Source organism: Arthrobacter sp. MAHUQ-56 (genome assembly GCF_019710585.1).
GTDB lineage: Bacteria > Actinomycetota > Actinomycetes > Actinomycetales > Micrococcaceae > Arthrobacter.
In genome coordinates this window covers 22,657-45,731 of the sequence record NZ_JAIFZQ010000020.1, presented here as the reverse complement: position 1 = coordinate 45,731, position 23,075 = coordinate 22,657, and the positions used below count along the sequence as shown (strand labels likewise).

Annotated in this window: 19 protein-coding genes; 11 read left to right on the top strand and 8 right to left on the bottom strand. The window is 65.5% G+C overall.

The window, feature by feature from the left end; genetic code table 11:
* Window positions 1-46 precede the first annotated feature (46 nt).
* Entirely contained in the window at window positions 47-1,438 is a 1,392-nt protein-coding gene (locus tag K4G53_RS12555) for a hypothetical protein (RefSeq protein ID WP_221386041.1), read from the bottom strand.
* A 407-nt stretch (window positions 1,439-1,845) separates the two neighbouring features.
* On the opposite strand from K4G53_RS12555, the gene acs reads away from it, so the two are divergent.
* Entirely contained in the window at window positions 1,846-3,870 is a 2,025-nt protein-coding gene (acs, locus tag K4G53_RS12550) for an acetate--CoA ligase (protein WP_221386896.1), read from the top strand.
* Between the two features lie 94 nt (window positions 3,871-3,964).
* The gene (locus K4G53_RS12545) at window positions 3,965-4,750 is read left to right on the top strand and encodes a DeoR/GlpR family DNA-binding transcription regulator (RefSeq protein WP_221386040.1); all 786 of its coding nucleotides are present in this window, start codon (window positions 3,965-3,967) and stop codon (window positions 4,748-4,750) included.
* On the opposite strand, the gene K4G53_RS12540 is transcribed toward K4G53_RS12545, so the two are convergent.
* Together K4G53_RS12540 and K4G53_RS12535 are read right to left on the bottom strand one after the other, a co-directional pair.
* Window positions 4,747-5,436 carry a VOC family protein gene (locus K4G53_RS12540; RefSeq protein WP_221386039.1) on the bottom strand — a complete coding sequence of 230 codons (690 nt, stop codon included), beginning with the start codon at window positions 5,434-5,436 and terminating at the stop codon, window positions 4,747-4,749. The two genes, K4G53_RS12545 and K4G53_RS12540, sit on opposite strands and share 4 nt — an antisense overlap.
* A 16-nt stretch (window positions 5,437-5,452) precedes the next feature.
* Window positions 5,453-5,974 carry a MarR family winged helix-turn-helix transcriptional regulator gene (locus tag K4G53_RS12535; RefSeq protein WP_221386038.1) on the bottom strand — a complete coding sequence of 174 codons (522 nt, stop codon included), beginning with the start codon at window positions 5,972-5,974 and terminating at the stop codon, window positions 5,453-5,455.
* Between the two features lie 45 nt (window positions 5,975-6,019).
* On the opposite strand from K4G53_RS12535, the gene K4G53_RS21465 reads away from it, so the two are divergent.
* Window positions 6,020-6,958 carry an EamA family transporter gene (locus K4G53_RS21465; RefSeq protein ID WP_221386037.1) on the top strand — a complete coding sequence of 313 codons (939 nt, stop codon included), beginning with the start codon at window positions 6,020-6,022 and terminating at the stop codon, window positions 6,956-6,958.
* On the opposite strand, the gene K4G53_RS12525 is transcribed toward K4G53_RS21465, so the two are convergent.
* Window positions 6,894-7,910: a LacI family DNA-binding transcriptional regulator gene (locus tag K4G53_RS12525; protein ID WP_221386036.1), complete on the bottom strand. Its 1,017-nt coding sequence runs from the start codon at window positions 7,908-7,910 to the stop codon at window positions 6,894-6,896. The genes K4G53_RS21465 and K4G53_RS12525 overlap by 65 nt on opposite strands.
* A gap of 213 nt (window positions 7,911-8,123) precedes the next feature.
* On the opposite strand from K4G53_RS12525, the gene K4G53_RS12520 reads away from it, so the two are divergent.
* The 7 genes from K4G53_RS12520 to aroQ all read left to right on the top strand — a co-directional run bounded on the left by K4G53_RS12520 (window position 8,124) and on the right by aroQ (window position 17,469).
* Window positions 8,124-10,187 carry a beta-galactosidase gene (locus K4G53_RS12520; protein WP_221386035.1) on the top strand — a complete coding sequence of 688 codons (2,064 nt, stop codon included), beginning with the start codon at window positions 8,124-8,126 and terminating at the stop codon, window positions 10,185-10,187.
* Window positions 10,174-11,112, top strand: coding sequence for a carbohydrate ABC transporter permease (locus K4G53_RS12515; RefSeq protein ID WP_221386034.1), 939 nt, complete (start codon window positions 10,174-10,176; stop codon window positions 11,110-11,112). Before K4G53_RS12520 ends, K4G53_RS12515 begins: the two co-directional genes overlap by 14 nt.
* A 74-nt stretch (window positions 11,113-11,186) precedes the next feature.
* Window positions 11,187-12,020: a carbohydrate ABC transporter permease gene (locus K4G53_RS12510; RefSeq protein WP_221386895.1), complete on the top strand. Its 834-nt coding sequence runs from the start codon at window positions 11,187-11,189 to the stop codon at window positions 12,018-12,020.
* A 72-nt stretch (window positions 12,021-12,092) separates the two neighbouring features.
* On the top strand, window positions 12,093-13,424 hold the full coding sequence (locus tag K4G53_RS12505; RefSeq protein ID WP_221386033.1) for an ABC transporter substrate-binding protein: 1,332 nt from the start codon (window positions 12,093-12,095) through the stop codon (window positions 13,422-13,424).
* Window positions 13,425-13,547: 123 nt separating this feature from the next.
* Window positions 13,548-15,758, top strand: coding sequence for an alpha-galactosidase (locus tag K4G53_RS12500; RefSeq protein WP_221386032.1), 2,211 nt, complete (start codon window positions 13,548-13,550; stop codon window positions 15,756-15,758).
* Window positions 15,759-15,841: 83 nt separating this feature from the next.
* Window positions 15,842-16,855: a UDP-glucose 4-epimerase GalE gene (gene galE / locus K4G53_RS12495; protein ID WP_221386031.1), complete on the top strand. Its 1,014-nt coding sequence runs from the start codon at window positions 15,842-15,844 to the stop codon at window positions 16,853-16,855.
* A 149-nt stretch (window positions 16,856-17,004) separates the two neighbouring features.
* Window positions 17,005-17,469, top strand: coding sequence for a type II 3-dehydroquinate dehydratase (gene aroQ, locus K4G53_RS12490; RefSeq protein WP_221386030.1), 465 nt, complete (start codon window positions 17,005-17,007; stop codon window positions 17,467-17,469).
* A 4-nt stretch (window positions 17,470-17,473) separates the two neighbouring features.
* On the opposite strand, the gene K4G53_RS12485 is transcribed toward aroQ, so the two are convergent.
* Window positions 17,474-18,658 carry a MarP family serine protease gene (locus K4G53_RS12485; RefSeq protein ID WP_221386029.1) on the bottom strand — a complete coding sequence of 395 codons (1,185 nt, stop codon included), beginning with the start codon at window positions 18,656-18,658 and terminating at the stop codon, window positions 17,474-17,476.
* A 196-nt stretch (window positions 18,659-18,854) separates the two neighbouring features.
* Between K4G53_RS12485 and K4G53_RS12480 the strand changes: the two genes are divergently transcribed.
* A complete protein-coding gene (locus K4G53_RS12480) occupies window positions 18,855-19,532 on the top strand; it encodes a Crp/Fnr family transcriptional regulator (RefSeq protein ID WP_013602309.1) in 678 nt (225 codons plus the stop codon).
* A 56-nt stretch (window positions 19,533-19,588) separates the two neighbouring features.
* Here the strand turns inward: K4G53_RS12480 and K4G53_RS12475 are convergent, their stop codons facing one another.
* The 3 genes from K4G53_RS12475 to K4G53_RS12465 are packed head-to-tail and all read right to left on the bottom strand — an operon-like array spanning window position 19,589 to window position 23,056.
* Window positions 19,589-21,127, bottom strand: coding sequence for an alpha-N-arabinofuranosidase (locus tag K4G53_RS12475; RefSeq protein ID WP_221386028.1), 1,539 nt, complete (start codon window positions 21,125-21,127; stop codon window positions 19,589-19,591).
* A gap of 55 nt (window positions 21,128-21,182) precedes the next feature.
* Complete coding sequence (locus K4G53_RS12470) at window positions 21,183-22,079, bottom strand: carbohydrate ABC transporter permease (RefSeq protein ID WP_221386027.1); 897 nt, start codon at window positions 22,077-22,079, stop codon at window positions 21,183-21,185.
* Between the two features lie 2 nt (window positions 22,080-22,081).
* Window positions 22,082-23,056 carry a carbohydrate ABC transporter permease gene (locus K4G53_RS12465; RefSeq protein WP_221386026.1) on the bottom strand — a complete coding sequence of 325 codons (975 nt, stop codon included), beginning with the start codon at window positions 23,054-23,056 and terminating at the stop codon, window positions 22,082-22,084.
* Window positions 23,057-23,075 lie beyond the last annotated feature (19 nt).

Below are 23,075 nucleotides of genomic sequence, written 5' to 3'. Positions count from 1 at the left end.
GGTGCCTTCCCGCCAGGCTTGGCTGTCCGGAGTCCGGCCATGGGCCTTAGCCGCGCTCGATGTTGCTGAGGTCCCGGAGGACTCCCAGCCGCCCGTCGGTGTGCTGGACCAGGAATTCGTGGCCCCGGTCCTCAAGGGCGAGCACCCAGCCGCCGGGTTCAATCACGAACGCGGGCGCCCCGGTACGCGGGTCGAACGCGGTGCGGTGCTGCGCAACGGCGAACCAGAAGGCCTCATGGATGGGGACTTCGTCCGCTTCGTCGTGGCGGCTGGCGGGGTCGACCGTCGCTCCGATGGGTTCTTCGGGGCGGATTTGCTGGTGCACGGCGGTAGCGGCCGGCGGCTCCCAGGTGGCGCGCGGAGCGGAAGCGCCGGTGGCTCCCCCGGCACCCGATGCCGCGGACGTGGAGGTCGCGGCGTCAGCAGTGGAGGCAACAGGCGCCTGGGCAGGGCGTACGACGTCGGCCGCCTGCGTTGGCGGGCCCGCGTCAACGTCAGGGGTACGGTCCGTTATTTCCGGTGCTGCCGGGACCGGAGCGGCAGTCGCAGTGCCGGCGCCTGCTCCGGTGGTCGGAACGGCGGTGGTCGGAACGGCGGCGGTAGCCGGCTGGGTGGAACGGACAGGCTCAGGGGTGGAACGGGCAGGCTCGTGGGCGGAACGGACAGGCTCAGGGGTGGAACGGGCAGGCTCGTGGGCGGAACGGACAGGCTCAGGGGTGGAAGCGCCAGGCTGCACTGCCGAGGAGCCTGCGCCCGCTCCGCCAAACATGCCGGCACCCTTTCCGCCGTTCTTCGGCTGCTGGGACGTGGACTCCGGCTTGGGCTGCTTCGGTGCCCGCGGCGCCGGAACCGGAACGGCGGCGTCCCGGGCCACCAGGTGCGCCGGCGTTTCGGCCCGCCCCTGGAAGTCGCCGGCCAGATAGGGCAGGAACCGGCCCAGCACGGTGGCTGCAAAAAGGATTACCGAGCCAACCAGCGCCACGAGCAGGACATGGACGTAGGCGACGGCGACGGTCAGGAAGAAGAAAGCGACCGCGAAGGACGCCACCACCGACGCGAACTGGTCGATGGACAGGGATCCGATCCGGATCTTCGTGGCAGGTGCCAGCCTGCGTGCAGCGAACAGCGCGCTCACAATCAGCGGCAGGACGATGCCCAGGCCAAGGAAGAACAGGTTGCTCAGGTTCCACAGGTTGTAGCGTGCACCGAAGATGGGCAGCAGGGAGGCGATGAAGAGGATGAGCGTCGCAGCGAACACGGTCAGGTCCCGCACCGTGAACGGGCCCAGCACCGCCTGGTTCCCGTCCTTGGAAAGGCGGGACGGCGCCGCCTTGCCTGCGGACGCGGCCGGCCGGCCCGCCCCGCTGGCGGCACCCACCGCGCGGGCACCTGACTCCGGGTCGGGGCCGGTTCGCTGGCCGAAGCTTTGCTGGTTCATTCTGCTCTCCTTAGCGTGGCGGCACCGGGCCCGGTGCGGGCCCGAAAACTGTGCCGTCTTGACATGCGTCCCGGCCCTCCCAGGCAGCGTTGGCGCCTGGCGGAGCGGTCCGAAGTGAAGTCACAATTCCATCTCAGCCTAGTCAACAGCCAGGCTGATCACTAGCTGGCACGGGTCCGCGGGCGCGGCCCGCGGCAGCGGAAAACACCACTCACCGCTTAAAAAATGCCGCTCACTGGCGCATCTGTGACGGGGGGCACAGTGCATGGGCGGCAAGCATTAGGCTTGGTTGCGGAACAGCTCTTTGCGGTATGCCCGTCCCGGCTGGAGCCCGACGCCGTGCAGGCGGAGGGCCCTGCGCCGGACAGCGTCCCGCGCGGCAAAGATCGATGAATGATGAGGTTCACATGTCCCAGGACACCCCCAGCTCCACCGCCACCGTTCCGGCCGCGTCCACCCAGCAGGAAGGCCAGCAAGGCGGGCACCAGGGCGACGCCTTTGCAAACCTCCTGCATGAGACCCGCGCCTTCCCGCCAACGCCGGAATTCGCAGCAGACGCCGTTGTCACCGCTGCCGAATATGACGATGCCAATGCCGACCGGCCAGCGTTCTGGGCCAAGAAGGCCCGCGAACTGCTGACGTGGAGCAAGGACTTCACGCAGGCGCTGGACTGGTCCAACCCTCCGTTCGCCAAATGGTTCGTCGGCGGTGAACTCAACGCCGCTTACAACGCGCTGGACCGGCACGTCGAGGCCGGCAATGGCGACCGCGTCGCCATCTACTTCGAGGGCGAGCCGGGCGACACCCGCACCTACACGTACGCGCAGCTGACCGAAGAGGTCAAGAAGGCAGCCAACGCGTTCGAGTCCCTGGGCGTCGCCAAGGGCGACCGGGTGGCCGTGTACCTGCCCATGATTCCCGAGGCCGTCATCACGCTGCTGGCCTGCGCCCGGATCGGCGCCGTCCACTCCGTGGTGTTCGGCGGCTTCTCCGCCGAAGCCCTCCGCTCCCGGATCGACGATGCCGAGGCCAAGCTCGTGGTCACCGCCGACGGGACCTACCGGCGCGGCAAGCCCAGCCCGCTCAAGCCCGCTGTGGATGACGCCCTGGCGCACGACGGGCACACCGTGCAGAACGTGGTGGTAGTCAAGCGCAACGGCCAGGACGTGGACTGGACCGAAGGCCGGGACCACTGGTGGGACGACACCGTCGGCGCCGCGTCCGCCGAGCACACCGCCGTGGGGCATGACTCCGAACACCCGCTGTACATCCTTTACACCTCCGGCACCACCGGGAAGCCCAAGGGCATCCTGCACACCACGGGCGGGTACCTCACCCAGACCGCCTACACCCACAAGGTTGTCTTCGACCTACACCCGGAGACGGACGTGTACTGGTGCACGGCCGACGTCGGCTGGGTCACCGGACACTCCTACGTCGCCTATGCTCCGCTCATCAACGGGGCCACCCAGGTCATGTACGAAGGCACCCCGGACTCCCCGCACCAGGGCCGCTGGTGGGAGATCGTGGAGAAGTACAAGGTCTCCATCCTCTACACCGCTCCCACCGCCATCCGGACGTTCATGAAGTGGGGCGCGGAGATCCCTGCCAAGTACGACCTCTCCTCCCTGCGCGTGCTGGGCTCAGTGGGTGAACCGATCAACCCCGAGGCCTGGATGTGGTACCGCAAGGTCATCGGCGGCGACAAGGCCCCCATCGTGGACACCTGGTGGCAGACCGAAACGGGCGCCCAGATGATCGCCCCGCTGCCCGGCGTTACCGCCACCAAGCCCGGTTCCGCGCAGGTGCCGCTGCCCGGCATCGCCGTGGACGTAGTGGACGAAATGGGCGAGTCGGTCCCCAACGGGCACGGCGGCTTCCTGGTCATCCGTGAACCCTGGCCTTCCATGCTCCGCGGCATCTGGGGCGACCCGGAACGCTTCAAGGACACCTACTGGTCCCGGTTCGAGAACATGTACTTCGCCGGGGACGGCGCCAAGAAGGACGAGGACGGCGACATCTGGCTCCTGGGCCGCGTGGACGACGTCATGAACGTCTCAGGCCACCGGCTCTCCACCACGGAGATCGAATCCGCGCTGGTCAGCCACCCCGCCGTCGCGGAGGCCGCCGTCGTGGGCGCGACGGACGAAACCACCGGCCAGGCCGTCGTCGCGTTCGTCATCCTCCGGGGCGACGCCGCGAACAACGGCGATGCCACGGTACAGGAACTGCGCAACCACGTGGGCAAGGAAATCGGCCCCATCGCCAAGCCCAAGAACATCCTGGTGGTGCCCGAGCTGCCCAAGACCCGGTCCGGCAAGATCATGCGCCGCCTCCTCAAGGATGTCGCCGAAGGCCGGGATCCCGGTGACGCCACCACCCTCTCCGACCCCACGATCATGCAGCAGATCGCCGCCTCCCTCCGCAGGTAACCGGCAGCAGTTTGCGACGGCGCTGCCCGGCCTGGGCGGCGCCGTCGCCGTATGCTGGGAGCAGACTTGTCCCCTGCCCCGAAGGAACTTCCAGATGCTCGCCGTCGCACGACACCAGGCAATTTTGGATGCCCTTGACCGGGAGCGGGTCGTGCGGGTCTCGGACCTTGCCCAGCAACTCGGTGTCTCCCTGATGACCGTGCGGCGGGACATCGAAGTGCTGGAAGAGGGCGGCAAGCTCGAGCGCATCCACGGGGGCGCCAAGCTGCCCGGTGACGCCAGCACGCATGAACCCGGGTTCGAGTTGAAGTCCACGCAGCTGACCGCGGAGAAGCGCGCCATCGCGGTGGAGGCGGCCGCCCTGGTCCACGAGGGCATGGCGGTGGGTTTGAGCGCAGGCACCACCACGTGGGCGCTGGCCAAGGAACTGGTCGGAGGTCCCCGGATTACGGTGGTCACCAACTCGGTCAGGATCGCGGACCTGTTCCACCATGCCGCCTCATCCGGCTCAACCCGCTCCACGTCCACGGTGATCCTCGTGGGCGGCGAGCGCACGCCGTCGGACGCCCTGGTGGGCCCCATCGCCACAGGCGCACTCAAGCAACTGCATCTGGACGTCCTGTTCCTGGGCGTCCATGGAATGGACGCCAACGCCGGTTTCACCACGCCCAACCTGCTCGAAGCGGAAACCGACCGCGCCTTCGTGGCGGCCGCGCGGAAAACCGTAGTGCTGGCCGACCACACCAAGTGGGGCATGCTGGGCATCAGCTCCATTGCCGCACTCGACGACGTGGACGAGGTCATCAGCGATGCCGGGCTCAGCGCCGAGGCCCAACGCGTCCTGGGCGAACGCGCCAAGCTGCGGGTCGTCCGGGCCTAGGGCTGCTTCAGGGCTTCGCCCGAAGTGAGCCGCCAGCCCACCCCCGAATCAATGCTCCCGGGACGCGGCGTGCCCGCCAGTTCCACGTCCAGCTGCCCATAGGAAGACACAGAATCGGTGGTGGGGAACCACTGGCGGCCGGCCGGCACGAGAATGAGGAGCCCTTCATGGTTCCCCATGGCGTGGAAACTCTGTGTATCTCCGGCGAAAGACTGAATCCCGAACGCATCTCCGATCTCCTGGATGGCGCGGGCAACATCAGGCACGGCAAGGCCTACCTCGCTGACACACAAAAGACTTGCGGCAGAAAACGGCACGGACGAAGCATTCTCCAACCGCTGCCTGGCGATTAGCTCCAAAATGATCCCGTCCGGGCCCCGGAAGTAGACCGATTCAGAAGCCCAGGGGTCTCCCAGCGGGAACTCGTCCCTGCCGTCAAGGCTGATGACCCCGGTTCTTTCAGACAGCCAGCGCGTGCCGTCCGTCAACTGGTTGGCGGGGATTGTGAAGGCGAGGTGGTTGCTCCCCTCCGAAGCTTTGCCCTCGAAGAATTCAAGCCGGCTGGAGCCAACGTCAACCACTACCCCCTCCCCGGATTGCCGGACGGGCAGGCCGAGAACGTCCCGGTAGAAAACTGCGTTGCCTTGAAGGTCAGGGGAAGGCAACCGGATGCTTTTGAGATGCATTTTTCGCTCCTGCTGTTCAGCGCTGCCGGGCGCCCGAATGTGCCGCCTCGAATTCCCGGGCATTCAGCTCCACGCGCTGGAGAAGCTGGATGAACTGCCGCTGCTCGCCTGAATCCAGTCCGCGCAGCAATGATTCCTGCGTGCCCAAGTGGTCAGGCAGGGCTTCCCCGATGATTTTCTTTCCCTGCTCGGTTAGCCGCACCCGGGTGGAACGCCCATCGAGGGCATCTTTCTGCCGTGCTACCAGCCCGCGCTCCACCAGTTTGTTCAGCCGCTGGGCGGTGGCGCTGGATGTCACCATGGCCGCCTGGGTCAGTTCAAGGGGGGAAAGCTCATGGGGCTCCCCGGATCTGAGCAGGGTGGCCAGGACGTCGAAGGAACCGCCGTCCAAACCGTGCCGTGCAAAAGTCAACTGCTGGCTCGCTTCGACCGCTTTTGCCGTCCGGGCCAGCCTGCCCAGGACCGCCATGGGCGACGCGTCGAGGTCGGGCCGCTCCCGTCGCCATTGGTCCAGTATCAGGTCCACGCCATCGTTCATGCGTTCAGGGTAGCAATTTGCTAAGCGCTTAGCTACTATTGCTAAGTGCTTAGCAAACCAGTCGCTGTCATCGCCATAACCGCCCTCGCCCCGGCGGTCTGGGGCACCACTTACATCGTCACGAGTGAACTTCTCCCCGACGGGCGGCCACTTCTCAGCGCCGTCCTCCGGGCCCTGCCGGCAGGGCTGCTGCTGCTCGCGCTGACGCGACGGCTGCCAAAGGGCGGGTGGTGGTGGAAAGCCTTCGTTCTCGGCATCCTCAACATCGGCGCGTTCTTTGCACTGCTCTTTGTCGCCGCTTACCTTCTCCCCGGCGGGCTGGCCGCCACGGTAGGCGCCATCCAGCCGCTGATCGTCGCCCTCCTGGCCAGCCGCATGCTTGGCGAAAGGCTGACCGGAGGCATTCTCGGAGCTGGCGCAGCGGGCGTAGCGGGAGTGGCCCTGCTGGTCCTGCAGTCGCAGTCCCGGCTGGATCCCGTCGGCGTACTGGCAGCCCTGGGCGGGGCCGGCTCCATGGCGCTCGGAATCGTCCTGAGCAAGAAGTGGGGGCAGCCGGAGGCTCCCCTGGCAGTAACGTCCTGGCAGCTGATATCCGGCGGAATCGTCCTGGTTCCACCGCTGCTGCTCATGGAGGGCCTGCCCCCATCAGGACTCAGTCCTGAGAGCACGGCAGGCTTCGCCTACCTGACGCTTATCGGGACTGCCTTTGCCTACACCGTGTGGTACCGGGGCATCCAGTTGCTGCCCGCGGGCTCAATTTCCTTCCTAAGCCTCCTGAGCCCGGTGGTTGCGGTTTTGGCGGGATGGATAGTCCTCGGGCAGTCACTCTCGGCCGGACAGGCACTCGGCGGCACGGTGGTTCTCGCGTCCCTCAGTTTCGTCCTGCTCAGGAACCACACCAAGAGCACGCGCATTCGCATCAGGCAGACTCGCGCCACTGGATCTCCGTCTCCAGGACCCGGGGTGTGCCCGGAAGCCCGTTGAGCTGGGCAAGGACAAGCTCGGCAGCAGCGCTTCCCAGCAGGTCCGCAGGCTGGCGCACCGTGGAGAGCTGCGGCCGGCAGCGCAGGGCCCAGCTGCTGTCATCGAAACCCACCACTCCGACGTCCTCCGGCACCCGGCGGCCGGCCTCCTGCAGCGCCGTCATCGCTCCTGCGGCCACTGCGTCGGACGCCGCGAATACACCATCAATGTCCGGGGCCCGCCGAAGCAGTTCCTGCATTCCGTCGAAACCTGCCGCGTAGGTGTACAGGGGATACTCGACGACCAGCCCAGGATCGAACTGCCCGCCCATGGCCGCCCGGAAGCCGGAAAGGCGGTCCTTGCCGGAGTCGCGGTCCAGGGCACTGGCGATCATGCCCACGCGCTTCCGCCCGGTCCCCAGCAGCCTGCTGGTGATGGCACGTGCCGCTTCCTCATTGTCAATGGCGGCATATGGCAGCTCCGGCGTTCCATCCGGATGGCCAACGAAGGCGGCCGGCAGGCCAATCTCGGCGATGGCGGCGGCAATGGGATCGGAAGCGCGGGCGGAGATGATGACGGCACCGTCAACCAGGCCTCCGCGCAGGTAATCGGCCACCCTGCGGCTGTCCCGGTCAGAATCGATGATCAGTGAAACCAGCTGGTAGTCGGCTTTGGAGAGCACTTCGTTGGCGCCCAACAGGATTGAGCCGATGTTGGGATCCTCAAACAGCAGGGAGTGGGGCTCGTGGATGATCAGCCCAATCGCCCTCGACTCCTGCTTTACCAGGTTCCGCGCTGCGCTGTTGCGGACATACCCCACACGGGCAATGGCGTCCTCGACCGCGTGGCGAGCCTCATCGGATACATATTTCTCCCCGTTCACCACCCGTGAAACGGTTCCCCTGGAAAGCCCGGCGGCGTCGGCAACATCATTGATCGTTGCGCGGCGGGCACGGGTGCGTGTCAGCGACATATTTGTACTGTAGCCGAGCACGGCGACCTCGAGTCTTCCACCAGCCGTTGACACGGGCAAAAAGACCAGCGTAGTCTGTGAACGTTCCCAGATGACATAGATCACTCCTTCGGGCTGTCTCTGGGAACGTTCACAGAAAATCGTTGAGACAACAGCGTCCAAGAGCCTGGGTCACCCCGCCTTGCACGTCTGCTGCAAGTCGGAGGAGCAGGGTTGAGCCCCATCAGAACGCCGGTAGCAAAGCTGTCCGGAAACGGACATCTTGTATACGGCTGCGATTACAACCCGGAGCAGTGGGACAGCAGCGTCTGGCAGGAGGATGTCCGCCTCATGAAGGAGGCTGGGGTCAATCTGGTCGCCGTGAACATCTTCGGGTGGGCTGAACTTGAGACCTCACCTGGCAGCTACTCCTTCAATCGTCTCGACCAGGTGCTGGACCTGCTTCACGCGAATGGCATCGGGGTCAATCTCGGCACCGGAACTTCGTCCACTCCCGCATGGCTGACAACGATGCATCCGGAGATTCTTCCGGAGTCGGCAGCCGGAATCCGGGCGTGGCCCGGCGGACGGCAAGCCTGGTGCCCCAGTTCGCCGCGTTACCGGGAGCATGCCCTCCGTCTCGTGGGCGAGGTAGTGCGGCGCTATGGCTCCCACCCGGCCGTGCGGCTGTGGCATGTTTCAAACGAACTGGGGTGCCATAACGCGCTGTGCTACTGCGACGTCTCCGCCGCAGCCTTCCGCAGCTGGTTGAAAGCGCGTTACGGCACCCTGGATGCCCTCAACAGCGCCTGGGGTACTGCCTTCTGGTCGCAGCGCTACTCGGCGTGGGAACAGATCCTGCCACCGAGGATCACTGCGTCCACCAACAATCCCACCCAGGTACTCGACTTTCACCGCTTCAGCTCCGACGAACTGCTCGGGTATTACCAGGCGGAGGCGGACCTGCTGAGGAAGCACAGCAGCGTTCCAGTCACCACGAATTTCATGGTCGCCGCCCACATTCGAAACCAGGACTACTGGTCCTGGGCGCCGCTGATGGATGTCATCGCCAACGACCACTACCTGGACCACCGCCTTGAGGACCCGAAAGTCGAACTGGCTTTTGCTGCCGACACCACCCGCGGACTTGCCGAAGGCGAGCCTTGGCTCCTGATGGAACATTCCACGTCAGCAGTGAACTGGCAGCCCCGCAATATTGCCAAAGCGCCGGGCGAAATGCTCCGCAACTCCCTTACCCACCTGGCACGCGGCGCGGACGGGCTCTGCTTCTTCCAATGGCGGGCTTCAGTGCAGGGCAGTGAAAAGTTCCACTCCGCGATGCTTCCCCATGCGGGGACTGATTCACGGACCTGGCGGGAAGTGAAGGAGCTCGGCCACGTCCTCGAAACGCTGGCCGAGGTGGCCGGAACCACAGTGCAGGCCGACACCGCGCTGGTATTCAGCTGGGAGGCCTGGTGGGCCTATGACCAAGAGTCCCACCCGTCTTCGGACGTGCGGTACCTGGACCAGGTGCATGCCCTCTACAAGGCACTCTGGCAAAGCGGCATCACGGTCGACGTCGTTGCGCCAGGTGCTGATCTTTCCGGCTACAAGCTGGCCGTCGTTCCCGGCCTCTACCTCGTCCGCGAGCACGAATCCGCAGCTTTGGCAGATTTCGTCAGGAACGGTGGCCACGCCGTCGTCACGTACTTCAGCGGGATCGTCGACGAAAACGAGCGGGTGCTCGCTGGCGGCTACCCCGGAGCCTTCCGGGACCTCCTCGGTATCCGCTCAGAGGAATTCCTTCCCCTGCCACCCGGGCGGGTCCTGCCACTGGACAGCGGTGCCACCGCCTCCTTGTGGAGTGAAGCGCTGCGCCTGGAAGGCGCAGAAGCGAAAGCTTCCTATACAGAAGGGCATCTCGCCGGAACTCCGGCCGTAACCCGCAACAGATTCGGCTCCGGCGACGCCTGGTACATCGGGACGGTACTCGACCCTCAAGCCCTTCGCGATGTTGTCGCCGAAGCTGCCGCGGCGGCAGGGATAGCGGCCCTCGCTGCCCCTGCAGGCCTTGAAATCGTGGTCCGCGCAGGCGTGGACCACAACTACACCTTCCTGATCAACCATTCAGGGGAAGAGCACAAATATCCTGCGCGCGGCGACGAACTCATCGTGGGGGACGAAGTCTCCACCGCCGTCGTCATTCCTGCCGGCGCCGTTCGCGTCGTCCGAACCCCCCGTTCAGCACCCCAAAACTCTGGCCGCAGCACTGGCCATAAGGATGATGAAAGTGACTAGAACCAGCACTGCTCCCCCGGCAACGGCCGCAGGGGTGCCACAGACCCGTAAAACCAGGACCTCTGCCGCACAACGCCGGGCCGTCCTCCTCTTCGTTGCGCCGTTCGGCATACTCTTCCTTGCCTTCTACGCGGTGCCGATCCTCTTTGCCGTGGTCCAGTCCCTGCTCACGGTTGAGCGCAAAGGCACCTTCGGGCCTCCCCAACAGGTCTTCGGCGGATTGGTCCAGTACCAGCAGGTGTTCCAAAACAGTGAATTCTGGGAGTCCGTGGGGCGGGTACTGCTCTTCGGAGTGGTCCAGGTGCCCATCATGCTGGGCCTTGCCCTCGTCTTTGCCCTGCTGCTCGACTCGCCCCTGCTGAAGGGGAAGAAGTTCTTCCGGCTGGCGTTCTTCGCTCCGTATGCAGTCCCCGGCGTCATCGCGGCCATTATGTGGGGCTTCCTCTATTCGCCGTCGCTGTCCCCCTTCGACGCCATCACGTCGCAGGTGAATTTCCTGTCGGCAGACCTGGTCCTGTGGGCAGTGGCAAACATTGTGACCTGGGTGTACGTCGGCTACAACATGCTGATCATCTACTCGTCACTGCTGGCCATTCCCACGGAAATCTATGAAGCGGCACGGCTGGACGGCGCCAGCAACCTCCAGATCGCCTGGCGGATCAAGATCCCGCTCGTGGTCCCGGCGATCATCCTCACCGGTGTGTTTTCCATCATCGGAACGCTGCAGCTCCTTGCAGAACCGCAGACCCTCCGCAGCTTCAGCTCAGCAATCAGCAGCACTTTCACGCCAAACCTTGCCGTCTACACCACGGCCTCAGTTCCGAACTACAGCCTCGCCGCGGCATTCTCCGTGGTGCTGGCGTTGGCGACATTCGTTCTTTCCTTCGTCTTCCTCAAAGCGACCCAGCGGAAGGTCTCCCAGTGAGCGCAGCAACCGCCATGACCACCAAGAAGTCCGCGGCTGTGACCACCAGCCCGCGAGGACCCCGGCACAGCATTATGTCCCGCGGGGCGGCCATGCTCATCATGGGTGTCTTCACCCTCTACTTCCTGACACCCATCTGGTGGCTGCTGGTCTCTTCCTCCAAAACCGGAGGGGATATCACCGGAACGGCGCCGCTGTGGTTCACGGCCGACTCGATCCCCACGTTCTTTGCCAACCTCGGCAACCTGTTCACTTACAACGACGGGGTCTTTGGACGGTGGCTGGCAAACAGCGCACTGTATGCCGGTCTCGGCGCCCTGTTGGGCACCATCATCGCCGCGATGTGCGGCTACGCACTGGCCAAGTACGAATTCCGCGGCCGCGAGGCCATCTTCAACGTGGTGCTCAGCGGTGTGCTTGTTCCCGCAACGGCACTCGCCCTTCCGCTGTTCCTGATCTTCAGCCAGGTGAAACTGACCAACACCCTCTGGGCCGTTTTCCTGCCGAGCCTGGTCAGCCCCTTTGGGGTGTACCTTGCCCGGATCTATGCAGCAGCAAGTGTCCCCACGGAACTGCTGGAAGCAGCCCGCCTCGATGGTTCGTCTGAGGCCAGGACATTCTTCACGGTTTCCACCCGGCTCATGGCTCCTGCCCTGGTGACCATCTTCCTGTTCCAGTTCGTCGCCATCTGGAACAACTTCTTCCTGCCCCTGATCATGCTGCGGGACCAGGCCCTGTTCCCGGTGACGCTCGGACTGTATGCGTGGAACAGCCAGATCAGCCAAATTCCAGAGCTCCGGGTCCTGGTGATCGTCGGGGCCCTGGTGTCGATCCTTCCGCTTATCGCAACGTTCCTCGGGCTGCAGCGCTTCTGGAGCAGCGGACTGGGCGCCGGAAGCGTCAAGTAGTCCCCTTCAACCCATCCCCACCCGTTCCGCGGCACCCCGCCCGGGACACCACACCACCAATAAGGAATAGAAATGCGCGTGCGTTACGGAAAAGCCACTGCCGCCTTTGCCATAGTCTCGGCGCTGTCCCTTGCGGGCTGCTCAAGCGGCGAAAGCACTTCCTCCACGCAGGACACCACCTCCTGCAAGCCGTCCTCCGGGCCGGTGGAATTGACCTTCACCACCTGGGTCCCCGGCATGGACAAGGTTGTGGACCTGTGGAACAAAGACCACCCGGACATCAAGGTGAAGGTCCAGACAGGACCCAACGGCAACTCCGGCACGTACCAGAACTTCTTCAACCAGCTGCAGGCGGGCAACGCCCCGGACCTGGGACAGATCGAATACGACGCCCTGCCGAATTTCCGCGTACAGGATGGCCTGCAAAACATTGCCGCCTGTGAAGGTGTGGCGGACGCCAAGGACAAGTTCGTGGACTGGACCTGGGGCCAGGTAACTTTCGGTGAGGACAAGGCCGTCTATGCCGTCCCGCAGGACAGTGGGCCGATGGCAATGTTCTACCGGGCCGACCTCTTCAAGGAGGCAGGCATCAAGGTCCCCACAACCTGGGACGAATACGCTGCGGCGGCAGAGCAGATCAAGGCCCGCGGCTCGTACATCACAAACTTCCCCCGCGGCGATGTCAACTGGTTTGCCGGGAACGTTTGGCAGGCCGGAGGCCAGTGGTTCGCCAACGCCAACGACAAATGGGAGGTTAACCTGACCGGCAAGGAGTCCGAGAAGGTGGCCAACTACTGGCAGAAGCTGCTGGACAAAGGCGAGGTCTCTACCCTGCCTTCCTTCTCCGACGAATGGAACGCCTCCTTCAACAAGGGCCAGCAGTGGACCTGGGTCTCGGCTGTCTGGGGCGCTTCGACGCTGGCCAGTGGGGCACCGGATACTGCCGGCAAGTGGGCAGTGGCCCCCATGCCGCAGTGGGAAGCCGGCGGTAAGGCTGCCGGCAACTGGGGAGGTTCCTCCACGGCAGTCCTCAAGGGTTCAAAGCACCCCTACGAAGCCTCCAAGTTTGCCCTGTGGCTGAACACTGACCCCCAAGCGCTGGCGCTTGCCAACAAGCTGGGCGGCCTGTACCCCGCGGCAAAGTCGGCCAAGGACCTGGGCGCCTTCTCCGGCGGAGTGGACTACTTCGGCGGCCAGAAGATCTACGACGTCTTTGCCGATGCTTCGTCCAACGTGAACCCGAACTTCACGTGGGGACCAACCATGACCAAGACGTACACTGACGTTTCGGACGGTTTCGGCAAGGCGACGAGTGGCAACGGCACGCTCCTGGACGCACTCAAGAACGGCCAGCAAAAGACCATCGATGCCCTGAAGTCGCAGTCCATCCCCGTCAAGGAGTAACGGCAGGACCAGCGCCCGGTTGACTTCGTCATAACCAAGGTCACCACTCGGCCCTCCCGGCCCGGGTGGTGACCTTGTGTCCGGGCCGGCCCGAAGAATTCAATATCCGTAAAAGGAGAAGTTATGGATCCCCTGTACCTCCGTTCCGCCGGCACCAGCCTGGTGATCAGCTTCGACAGCGGGGAGGCTGAGGTCATCCACTGGGGCGCCGACCTCGGTGCCGGCCTGCCGGACCTGGCGATCCTGGCCGGGCCCGTCGGGCATTCCTCCGTGGATGCGCGCGTGCCTGCCGGCCTCCTCCCCCAGGCTTCCTCCTCCTGGCGGGGCCGCCCCGCCCTGCGCGGGCATCGGATCACGGGTGACGGCGCCGGGTTTGATTTCTCGTCCCGCCTCCGCGTCACGGCTGTCAACACTGATGGTGCCGCCGCCACCATCGTGCAGGGCGACGCCGACGCCGGCCTCAGCGTCTCCACTTCCCTGACACTGCACCACGGCGGGCTGCTGGAACTGCGCCACACCGTCACCAACGAGGGCACCTCCCCCTTCCAGGTGGACGAACTGGCCACCGTCCTCCCGGTAGCGCCGGACGCCGTCGAACTCCTTGACCTGACCGGCCGCTGGTGCCGGGAACGCCACCCGCAGCGGCGCCCCATCCAGCAGGGCACCTGGGTCCGCTCCGGACGGCACGGCCGCACCGGGCACGATTCCTCCCTGCTGTTCGCCGCCGGCACGAAGGACTTCGCCAACCGGCACGGCAAGGTCTGGGCCACCCACCTGGCCTGGAGCGGCAACCACGAGCAGTTCGCTGACACCATCGGCGACGGCCGGACCATGATCGGCGGATCGGAACTGCTGGGGCCCGCCGAGGTCGTCCTGGAGCCGGGCGCCAGCTACACGACGCCGGCCCTCTTTGCCGCCTACTCGGACCGCGGCCTGGACGGCATCACGGAGGCCTTCTACGGCTGGTTCCGTTCCCGCCCCCACCACGTCCTGCCTGCCGCCTCCACCGGCCTGCCGGCCGGTAAGCCGCGTCCGGTGGTGCTGAACACGTGGGAAGCCGTGTACTTCGACCACAACCTGGACACGCTCATCGAGCTGGCCGACTCCGCCGCGGACCTGGGCGTGGAGCGGTTCGTGCTCGACGACGGCTGGTTCCGCGGCCGCGGCGACGACCATGCAGGCCTGGGCGACTGGTACGTCGATGAAACCCTGTGGCCCAATGGGTTGACCCCGCTGATCGAGGCCGTGACGTCCCGCGGGATGGAGTTCGGGCTCTGGGTGGAACCGGAGATGGTCAACCTGGATTCGGATGTCGCCCGGGCCCACCCGGACTGGGTCGTGGGCCCGTCGGCTGCCGCACACAAGGATGGTGGCAGGCTGCCCCTTGAGTGGCGCAACCAGCACGTCCTCGACCTGGTCAACCCCGATGCCTGGCAGTACATCTTCGACCGGATCGACGCACTGCTGCGCGAGAACGACATCAGCTACCTGAAGTGGGACCAGAACCGGGACCTGCTGGAGCACGGCCACGCCGGCCGCCCCTCCGTCCACCAACAGACCCTCGCCGCCTACCGCCTGTTCGACGAGCTCAAGAAGGCGCACCCCGGCGTCGAAATTGAAAGCTGCTCCTCCGGCGGTGCCCGCGTGGATCTGGGCATCCTGGAGCGGACGGACCGGATCTGGGCCTCGGACTGCAACGACGCCCTGGAACGCCAGACCATCCAGCGCTGGACGGGCGCCGTGGTGCCCCCGGAACTGGTGGGCAGCCACATCGGCCCCACCACCTCGCACACCACAGCCCGCACCCACGATCTGTCCTTCCGGGCCATCACTGCGCTGTTCGGGCATTTCGGCATGGAATGGGACATCCGCAGCGTGCAGGGCAAGGAGCGTGAGGAGCTGCGGCGCCTGGTGGGCCTGTACAAGGATCACCGGGACCTCATCCACAGCGGCCGCCGGGTCAACGCCGACGTCGCCGACGAGTCATTGCTGCTGCACGGCGTGGTGGCCGGAGGGTCCCCTGCGGGAGGCGCCGGGCTTCCAATGGGCACGACGGCGGCGCTGTTCGCCCTGGTCAGCACCCGCACCTCGGCGGCAGAGGCCCCGGGCCGGACCGGCTTCCCGGGCCTGGAACCGGAACGCACGTACCGGGTGGAGGCTGTCTTCCCCACTGGGAACGACCCCGACTACGCCCACACCTACACCCAGGCCCAGCCTCCCGCATGGCTTGCGGAGGGTGCCGTGGCCAACGGCCGGTTCCTGGCCGAAGTAGGACTGCCGATGCCCATCCTCAACCCCGAGCACGCGCTGCTGCTGAAGGTCACGTCGCTCTAGCACCCCCAAGTTCCCCGGCCGCCCTCCGTCCCGGTGCTTTCGAGCACCGGGACGGCGGGCAGCCTTCGCCCAAAGGAAAGTCCATGCGAATCCTGGTTACCGGGGGTACCGGCTACATCGGTTCCCACACTGTCTTGTCCCTTCAGGAAGCCGGCCACGACGTGGTTGTCATCGACAACCTGGTCAACTCAAGCGAGGAATCACTGCGCCGGGTGGCCGAACTAAGCGGCAAGGCCGCCGCATTCCACAACGTGGACCTGGTGGACGAGGCCGCAGTGGAAAACGTCTTCGCCGGCAGCGGCATCGACGCCGTCATCCACTTCGCAGGCCTCAAGGCCGTCGGCGAATCCGTCCGGGAGCCGCTGAAGTACTACTACAACAACCTCGTCGGCACCCTGAACCTGATCCGCACCATGGACCGGCACGACGTCCGCTCCATCGTCTTCAGCTCCTCAGCCACCGTCTACGGCGAACACAACCCCATCCCCTACGTCGAAAAAATGGAGATCGGCGCCAACAACCCCTACGGGCGCACCAAGGAACAGATCGAGGACATCCTCACCGACCTCGGCGCCGCAGACCCGCGCTGGCACATAGCCCTGCTGCGCTACTTCAACCCCGTCGGCGCCCACCCCTCCGGCCGCATCGGCGAAGACCCCCAGGGCATCCCCAACAACCTCGTCCCCTTCATCGCCCAGGTGGCCGTGGGCCGCCGAGACAAACTCATGGTCTTCGGCGGAGACTACGACACCCCCGATGGCACCTGCCTGCGCGACTACATCCACGTCGTGGACCTCGCCGAAGGCCACGTGGCCGCACTGAACCACATCACCGGCCGCACCGGCGTGTTCCGCTGGAACCTCGGCTCCGGCAAGGGCTCCTCCGTCCTGGAAGTCCTGCACTCCTTTGAAAAAGCCGTCGGCAAGCCCATCCCCTACGAGATCACCGACCGCCGGGCCGGGGACCTTCCCGCCTTCTGGGCGGACGCCGCCTCAGCCCTCGCCGACCTCGGCTGGTCCACCACCAAAACCGTGGACCAGATGTGCGAGGACCACTGGCGCTGGCAAAAGAACAACCCGAACGGCTACACGAATTAGGAGATGGCCGCGGGACGCACCTGGCGAGCCTGGCTAGCCGGGACCAGCAGCCAGCCGAAGGGGACCAAACATCGGCTGCCTGGCGCAGGCACCGCGCACTGCTGCGTAAGAATGCGCGGCGGGCGGGGGCAGCCGCTAGATTTGCAGGCATGACTGAAGCCTCCTCCGCCGCCGAAGCCGGCCGCGGCACCATCCTTGTGATCAACGGCCCCAACCTCAACATGCTGGGTACACGCGAACCGGAAAAGTACGGCACGTCAACCCTTGCCGATGTTGAACAGCTGGCAGCGTCCGCCGCGGAGAAACACGGCTTCGTGGTGGAGTGCGTCCAGTCCAACCACGAGGGCGTCCTGCTGGACGCGATCCACGCCGCCCGGGAAAACGCCGCGGGCATCGTCATCAATGCCGGCGCCTTCACGCACACCTCCGTGGCACTGCGTGACGCCCTCGCCGCCGTCCAGCTTCCCGCCGTCGAGGTGCACATCACCAACGTCCACCAGCGCGAGGAGTTCCGCCACCACTCCTACCTGTCCCCCGTGTGCGCGGCAGTGATCGTAGGAGCCGGGGTCACCGGGTACCGGCTGGCCATCGACTACCTGGCTGACGTCCTCTAAACCGCTACTTCTGGATGCATTGCCCGGAGGAGACCGCTGCGGACAACGCCGGGGCCTGCTCCGCGACCGGGTTGAGGTCGTTCATGGTGATGGCAAACCCCACTTCCGCGTCGGAGGTTGCCTTGGCGAAGATCACACCGGCCACCTGGCCCTCCGGGGTCAGCAACGGGCCGCCGGAATTCCCGGGCTGGACGTCGCCGGCGAGCCGGTAGATATCCTCCGGCGAGGGGTTGTTGCCGTAGATGTCCGGGACCAGCACCGTGGCGATGTCCTGCACCGTGACCGGCTTGGACTGGAAGGGGCCTCCGTGCGGATAGCCGGCGAAGGCGGCCTGGCTGCCGCCGGGAAGGTCGGCGCTCAACGGCAGCGGCTGCGACGGCAGGTTGTCCACCGCCAGAACCGCAAGGTCGTGGCGGGTGTCGAAGTAGACGACGCGCCCGGGCATCGCTCCGCCGTCGGACATCTCCACCACGGGCTGCGAGACCCCGGCGACGACGTGCGCGTTGGTGACCACCCTGTCTTCGGACACCACGAAGCCGGTGCCGGTCTGGTTCTGGCCGCATTCGTAGGCGGTGCCCGCGATCCTCAGGACGGACTGCGCCGCCTTGTTCAGGGCGGGCGTATTGGTGCTCGTGTTGGGGACCTGCACCCTCTGGCCCTGGTCCAGGCCTTCGATCAGGGTGGGGATCCCGTTGCCGATCACCGTGGACCGAAGCTCGGCCATGGTGGCCTTGACGGGGGTGGGAGTCAGCCCGTCAATGAAGCGGATCACCTTGGACTCGGCCAGCTGCTGCGAGATGACAGGTACGCCCAGGGAGCTGATGCTGAACGCGAGCATGGACATCACCAGCGCGGAAACCACCAGGTTCAGCGCCCCGCCCACCAGGCGGTCCACCGCGCGCAGCGGCCGGATGCGCACAACCCCGCGCAGTTGCCGTCCCACCATGGTGCCCAGGCCATGTCCCAGCGCCATCAGGACGACGGCGGCCGCGATGATGGCGGTCAGCCTCCATCCGGAATCCTCAACGAAGCCGCTGACCAGGGGAACGGCAAAGAAGGCCGCGACAGCACCCGCGGCGAAGCCCACGAGCCCGCCCACGGTGACCAGGAACCCATTGCGGAGACCGTAGATCAGGTATGACAGCAGCGCCAGGATCAGGACAACGTCCAGGACAGTCAAGCCGACCACAAAGGCTCCTTATTAACGGTTGAACCCCCATTCTATCGGCGCACACTGGTAGTCCCCTGAGCTCCCTCCCCCCCCTCCGAAGGTCCTTCATCCAGCTTTCTTCAGGCGTTTCGGCTGCCAAGTTCGTCACAGAACCTTGAAAATTCTGAAACAATGGCACAAGCGCCACAGCCGATACTTTTACTCAGGAGATTTCATGGACATCGAGGTACTGCGCCGAGCACCCCTTTTCGCCACGCTCGACGACGACGCATTCCGTCTGCTGACGGACGAGCTGACCGAGGTGGACCTGTCCCGTGGCGCATCGGTGTTCCGCGAGGGCGACCAGGGTGACCAGCTCTACTTCATTGTCTCCGGCAAGGTGAAGCTCGGCCGCACCTCCCCCGATGGCCGCGAATCCCTCCTTGCCATCCTTGGCCCGGGAGAGCTCTTCGGCGAGATGGCCCTGTTCGATCCCAGCCCGCGCACCGCCACCGCCACCGCGGTGTCGGAGACCCGGCTGGCCGGGCTCAAGAACGAGAGCCTGAACACCCTCCTGCGCACCCGTCCCGAGGTCTCGGCCCAGCTGCTGCAGGCCCTGGCCCGCCGCCTGCGCCGCACCAACGATTCCCTTTCCGACCTGGTCTTCTCCGACGTCCCGGGCCGCGTGGCAAAGGCCCTGCTGGACCTGGCCGACCGTTTCGGCCGCCCGGCAACCGACGGCGTCCTGGTGGCACACGAACTCACCCAGGAGGAGCTCGCCCAGCTGGTGGGCGCGTCCCGCGAGACCGTCAACAAGGCCCTGGCCGAATTCGTTCAGCGCGGCTGGCTCCGCCTCGAAGCCCGCGCCGTGGTCATCCTGGACATGCAGCGCCTCCGCCAGCGCTCCCGCTAAGCTCCACGAAAAAGGCCGCCCCGAGGGGCGGCCTTTTTTGTGTGCCCTGGGCAGGATCAGTTCTTCACCACGTCCAGTTCGACGACGGCCCATGACAGGGCAGGCAGGCTGAGCCGCAGCTCGGACCCGCTCGCCTTCGCCCCCTCCAGCGGCTTCAGGCCTACCCGGTCCGGACTCTCCTGCGAGTTGGCCGTGAAGCGGTCCCCGCCGTCGGGAATTTCCAGGACTTCCGCCCGGAGCACGCGCCGGGCGTCAAAGCCGCGCAGGGCGACCTCAACGTCGGCGGCCTCCTCCAGGCCGCGGTTGGCAAGGAACAGGGCCACGCGTCCCGTTTCCTCGTTCCACGTTGCGCTGACGTCCACGAGGTCGGTGTCACCGAACCGGGCGTTGCCGTACCTGTCCGAATCGACGGAGAGCCGGAGGATCTGCCCCTTCGCCAGCTCAGCCATGCGGGCAAACGGGTGGAAGATGGTCTGCCGCCAGGCCGGGCCGTTCTCCTCGCTGAAGATCGGGGCGATCACGTTGACCAGCTGGGCCTGGTTGGCGATCTTGACCCGGTCGCCGTGGCGGAGCAGCGAGTTGAGCAGGGTGCCGACGACGACGGCGTCCGTCACGTTGTACTTGTCCTCGATAACGCGGGGGTGCTCGCGCCAGCCGGCCTTTGCCACGTTGTGCGGCTGGTCCTCGGTGTCCCTGCCGCGCTGGTACCAGACATTCCACTCGTCAAAGGAGAGGTTGATGTGCTTCTTGTGCCTGCCCTTCGCGCGGACGGCGTCCGCCGTGGCGATGACCGATTCGATGAAGTAGTCGGTGTCGACGGCGCTGGCGAGGAAGCTGCCGACGTCGCCGTCGCGTTCCTGGTAGTAGGCGTGCAGCGAAACATAGTCCACCTCTTCGTACGCGTGGGTCAGCACCGTCTGCTCCCAGGCGCCGAACGTCGGCATGCCGGAGTTCGAGCTTCCGCAGGCCACCAGTTCGATGTCCGGATCCACGAACCGCATGGCCTTGGCGGCTTCCTGGGCAAGCCGGCCGTATTCCTCGGCCGTTTTATGGCCGATCTGCCACGGCCCGTCCATTTCGTTGCCGAGGCACCACAGCTTGATGTTGAAGGGGTCTTTGTGGCCATTCTTTGCGCGCAGGTCGGACAGGCGCGTGCCGCCGGGGTGGTTGGCATACTCCACGATGGCCCGGGCGGCATCCACTCCCCTGGTGCCCAGGTTGATGGCTTCCATGATCTCGGTACCCGCCTGGCGGGACCAATCCACGAACTCGTGCAGGCCGAAGGCGTTGGTCTCAACGGTATGCCAGGCACCGTCGAGCCGCCGGGGCCGGTCCTCCCGGGGACCAATGCCGTCTTCCCAGTCGTAGCCGGAGACGAAGTTGCCTCCCGGGTAGCGGATGACGGTGGCGCCCAGCTCCTTGACGAGCTTGAGGACGTCCTGGCGGAAACCGTTCTCATCGGCCTCCGGGTGGCCCGGTTCATAGATGCCGGTGTAGACGCAGCGGCCCATGTGCTCCACGAAGGAGCCGAACAGGCGCCGGGGCACTTCACCGATGGTGAAGTCGCGGTCGAGGGTGATTCTGGCGCGGGACATGTGAACTATCTCCTTGGTTGTGCAACGCGTACGTGATGGATAGCGAGGGTGGGCGTCAGGTCCCCGCGAGTCCCGTCGTCGCAACGCCCTTGATGATCTGGCGCTGGAAGAACAGGAAGAGCAGGATGAGGGGCAGGGCGGCGAGCAGCGCTGACGCCATGTTCTGGGCGTACTGGATGCCGTAGGCACTCTTGATGGTCTGCAGCCCCACGGGGAGGGTCAGGATGGATCCGTCGTTGGTGGCGATGAAGGGCCACAGGAAGTTGTTCCAGGCGCCGATGAACACGAAGATCGCGACGGCAGCCATGATGGGGCGTGACAGGGGCAGCACAACCTGCAGGAAGATCCGCATGCGGCTGGCACCGTCCATGACGGCGGCTTCCTCGAGTTCACGCGGGATTTGGTCGAAGAACTTCTTGAGGACGAACACCATGGCGGGGTGGATGACCTGCGGCAGGATGATGGCCCACGAGGTATCGATCATGTGCAGTGCCACCATCTGGTAGAACAGCGGAATGATCAGGACCGGCGGGGGAACGATGATGGACGCGATGATCACCGTCATCAGGACCTTCTTGCCCCGGAAGTCGATGCGGGACAGGGCGTAGGCCGCCAGCGCGGAAATGACCAGCGTGATCACGGTGATGGCCGCCGACGTGTACAGGGAATTCCAGGTCCAGAGCGGAATGTTGCCGTCCTGAAACACCTTGACGAACGCGTCGGCGGTAAAGCCCGACGGCGGGATCCAGTTGATCTTCGGAGAGGCGGCGTCCGTCTCGCTCTTGAAAGCGGTGACGGTTGCCCAGGCGAAGGGCACCAGCCAGAGAACCGCCAGGAGCGCGGCGACTGCGAGGACGACCACCCGGCCGGGTGTCATCCTGCGGCCCGGTTTGCGGCGGACTGCGGGATTGGCGGTGGAAGCAACGGGGCGGGCGAGGGTTTCAGTTGCCATGGCTATGCGCTCCTGCGGCGGGTGATGAGGAACTGGATGACGGACACGGCCACAATCAGTCCGAAGAAGATGTAGGAAATGGCCGCGGAGTATCCCAGCCGGTATCCGGTGAACCCGGTTTCGAAGATGTACTGCACCACGGGCCGGGTGGCGCCGCCGGGGCCGCCGGCCGTCATTTGGTAGACCTGGTCAAAAATCTTGAGCGAAGCCAGGATCTGGAGGAGCACGATCATCACGGTGGTCGGGGCCAGTTGCGGCAGCGTGATTGAGAAGAACTGCCGCCATGCACCGGCGCCATCCAGCGACGCCGCTTCATAATGCTGGGCCGGGATGTTTTGCATGGCAGCCAGGTACAGCAGGAAGTTGAATCCCACGGTCCACCACAGTGTGGCGATGACGATAGCCCACATCGCTACGCCCGGGTCGTTCAGCCAGGCCACCTTCGGCAGCCCGATCTTCGCCAGAGCGTCGTTGATCAGGCCCAGCTGCGGGTTGTACATCCAGGTGAAGAACAGGGATACGACCGTCGAAGCCAGCAGGTACGGGGCAAAGTAGGAAAGCCTCCACAACCATTGCGCGGGCAGCCCCACGTTGAGCAGTGCCGCCATGACGAGCGCGACGACCACCAGCGGGACGGTGCTGATGACGGTGAAGTACAGGGTGTTGCCCAGCGAATGCCACATGTCGGGGTCTGCCAGGGCCTCGGCGTAGTTGGCGAGGCCGATGATGCTGTCATTGGCCCCGGTGAGTGACTTGCCGGTCAGGCTCATGTACATGCCGTAAAGGAGCGGCCATACGAGGAAGACCAGGAAGAACACCAGGAACGGTGCGGCGAACGCCCAGCCGTTGAGGTTATCCCGGCTCCGCTGGGCCAGCGCGGATGCGGGCCGGGCCGGGGTGGACGGCTTTCGACGGGACAGCCCGGGCAGCGAAGCGGCCCGTCCCTCACTGTCTTGCGATGTAGCTACGGAACTCATTCGGGACTCCTATGTCGCT

Excerpts from the sequence above, each read along its gene's own strand:
- K4G53_RS12465 (WP_221386026.1), bottom strand. The coding sequence starts at position 23,056 with ATGAGTTCCGTAGCTACATCGCAAGACAGTGAGGGACGGGCCGCTTCG.
- K4G53_RS12555 (WP_221386041.1), bottom strand. The coding sequence starts at position 1,438 with ATGAACCAGCAAAGCTTCGGCCAGCGAACCGGCCCCGACCCGGAGTCA.
- K4G53_RS12475 (WP_221386028.1), bottom strand. The coding sequence starts at position 21,127 with ATGTCCCGCGCCAGAATCACCCTCGACCGCGACTTCACCATCGGTGAA.
- K4G53_RS12535 (WP_221386038.1), bottom strand. The coding sequence starts at position 5,974 with ATGAACGATGGCGTGGACCTGATACTGGACCAATGGCGACGGGAGCGG.
- K4G53_RS12480 (WP_013602309.1), top strand. The coding sequence starts at position 18,855 with ATGGACATCGAGGTACTGCGCCGAGCACCCCTTTTCGCCACGCTCGAC.
- K4G53_RS12545 (WP_221386040.1), top strand. The coding sequence starts at position 3,965 with ATGCTCGCCGTCGCACGACACCAGGCAATTTTGGATGCCCTTGACCGG.
- acs (WP_221386896.1), top strand. The coding sequence starts at position 1,846 with ATGTCCCAGGACACCCCCAGCTCCACCGCCACCGTTCCGGCCGCGTCC.
- K4G53_RS12505 (WP_221386033.1), top strand. The coding sequence starts at position 12,093 with ATGCGCGTGCGTTACGGAAAAGCCACTGCCGCCTTTGCCATAGTCTCG.
- aroQ (WP_221386030.1), top strand. The coding sequence starts at position 17,005 with ATGACTGAAGCCTCCTCCGCCGCCGAAGCCGGCCGCGGCACCATCCTT.
- galE (WP_221386031.1), top strand. The coding sequence starts at position 15,842 with ATGCGAATCCTGGTTACCGGGGGTACCGGCTACATCGGTTCCCACACT.
- K4G53_RS12470 (WP_221386027.1), bottom strand. The coding sequence starts at position 22,079 with ATGGCAACTGAAACCCTCGCCCGCCCCGTTGCTTCCACCGCCAATCCC.
- K4G53_RS12510 (WP_221386895.1), top strand. The coding sequence starts at position 11,187 with ATGTCCCGCGGGGCGGCCATGCTCATCATGGGTGTCTTCACCCTCTAC.
- K4G53_RS12515 (WP_221386034.1), top strand. The coding sequence starts at position 10,174 with ATGAAAGTGACTAGAACCAGCACTGCTCCCCCGGCAACGGCCGCAGGG.
- K4G53_RS12500 (WP_221386032.1), top strand. The coding sequence starts at position 13,548 with ATGGATCCCCTGTACCTCCGTTCCGCCGGCACCAGCCTGGTGATCAGC.
- K4G53_RS12540 (WP_221386039.1), bottom strand. The coding sequence starts at position 5,436 with ATGCATCTCAAAAGCATCCGGTTGCCTTCCCCTGACCTTCAAGGCAAC.
- K4G53_RS12525 (WP_221386036.1), bottom strand. The coding sequence starts at position 7,910 with ATGTCGCTGACACGCACCCGTGCCCGCCGCGCAACGATCAATGATGTT.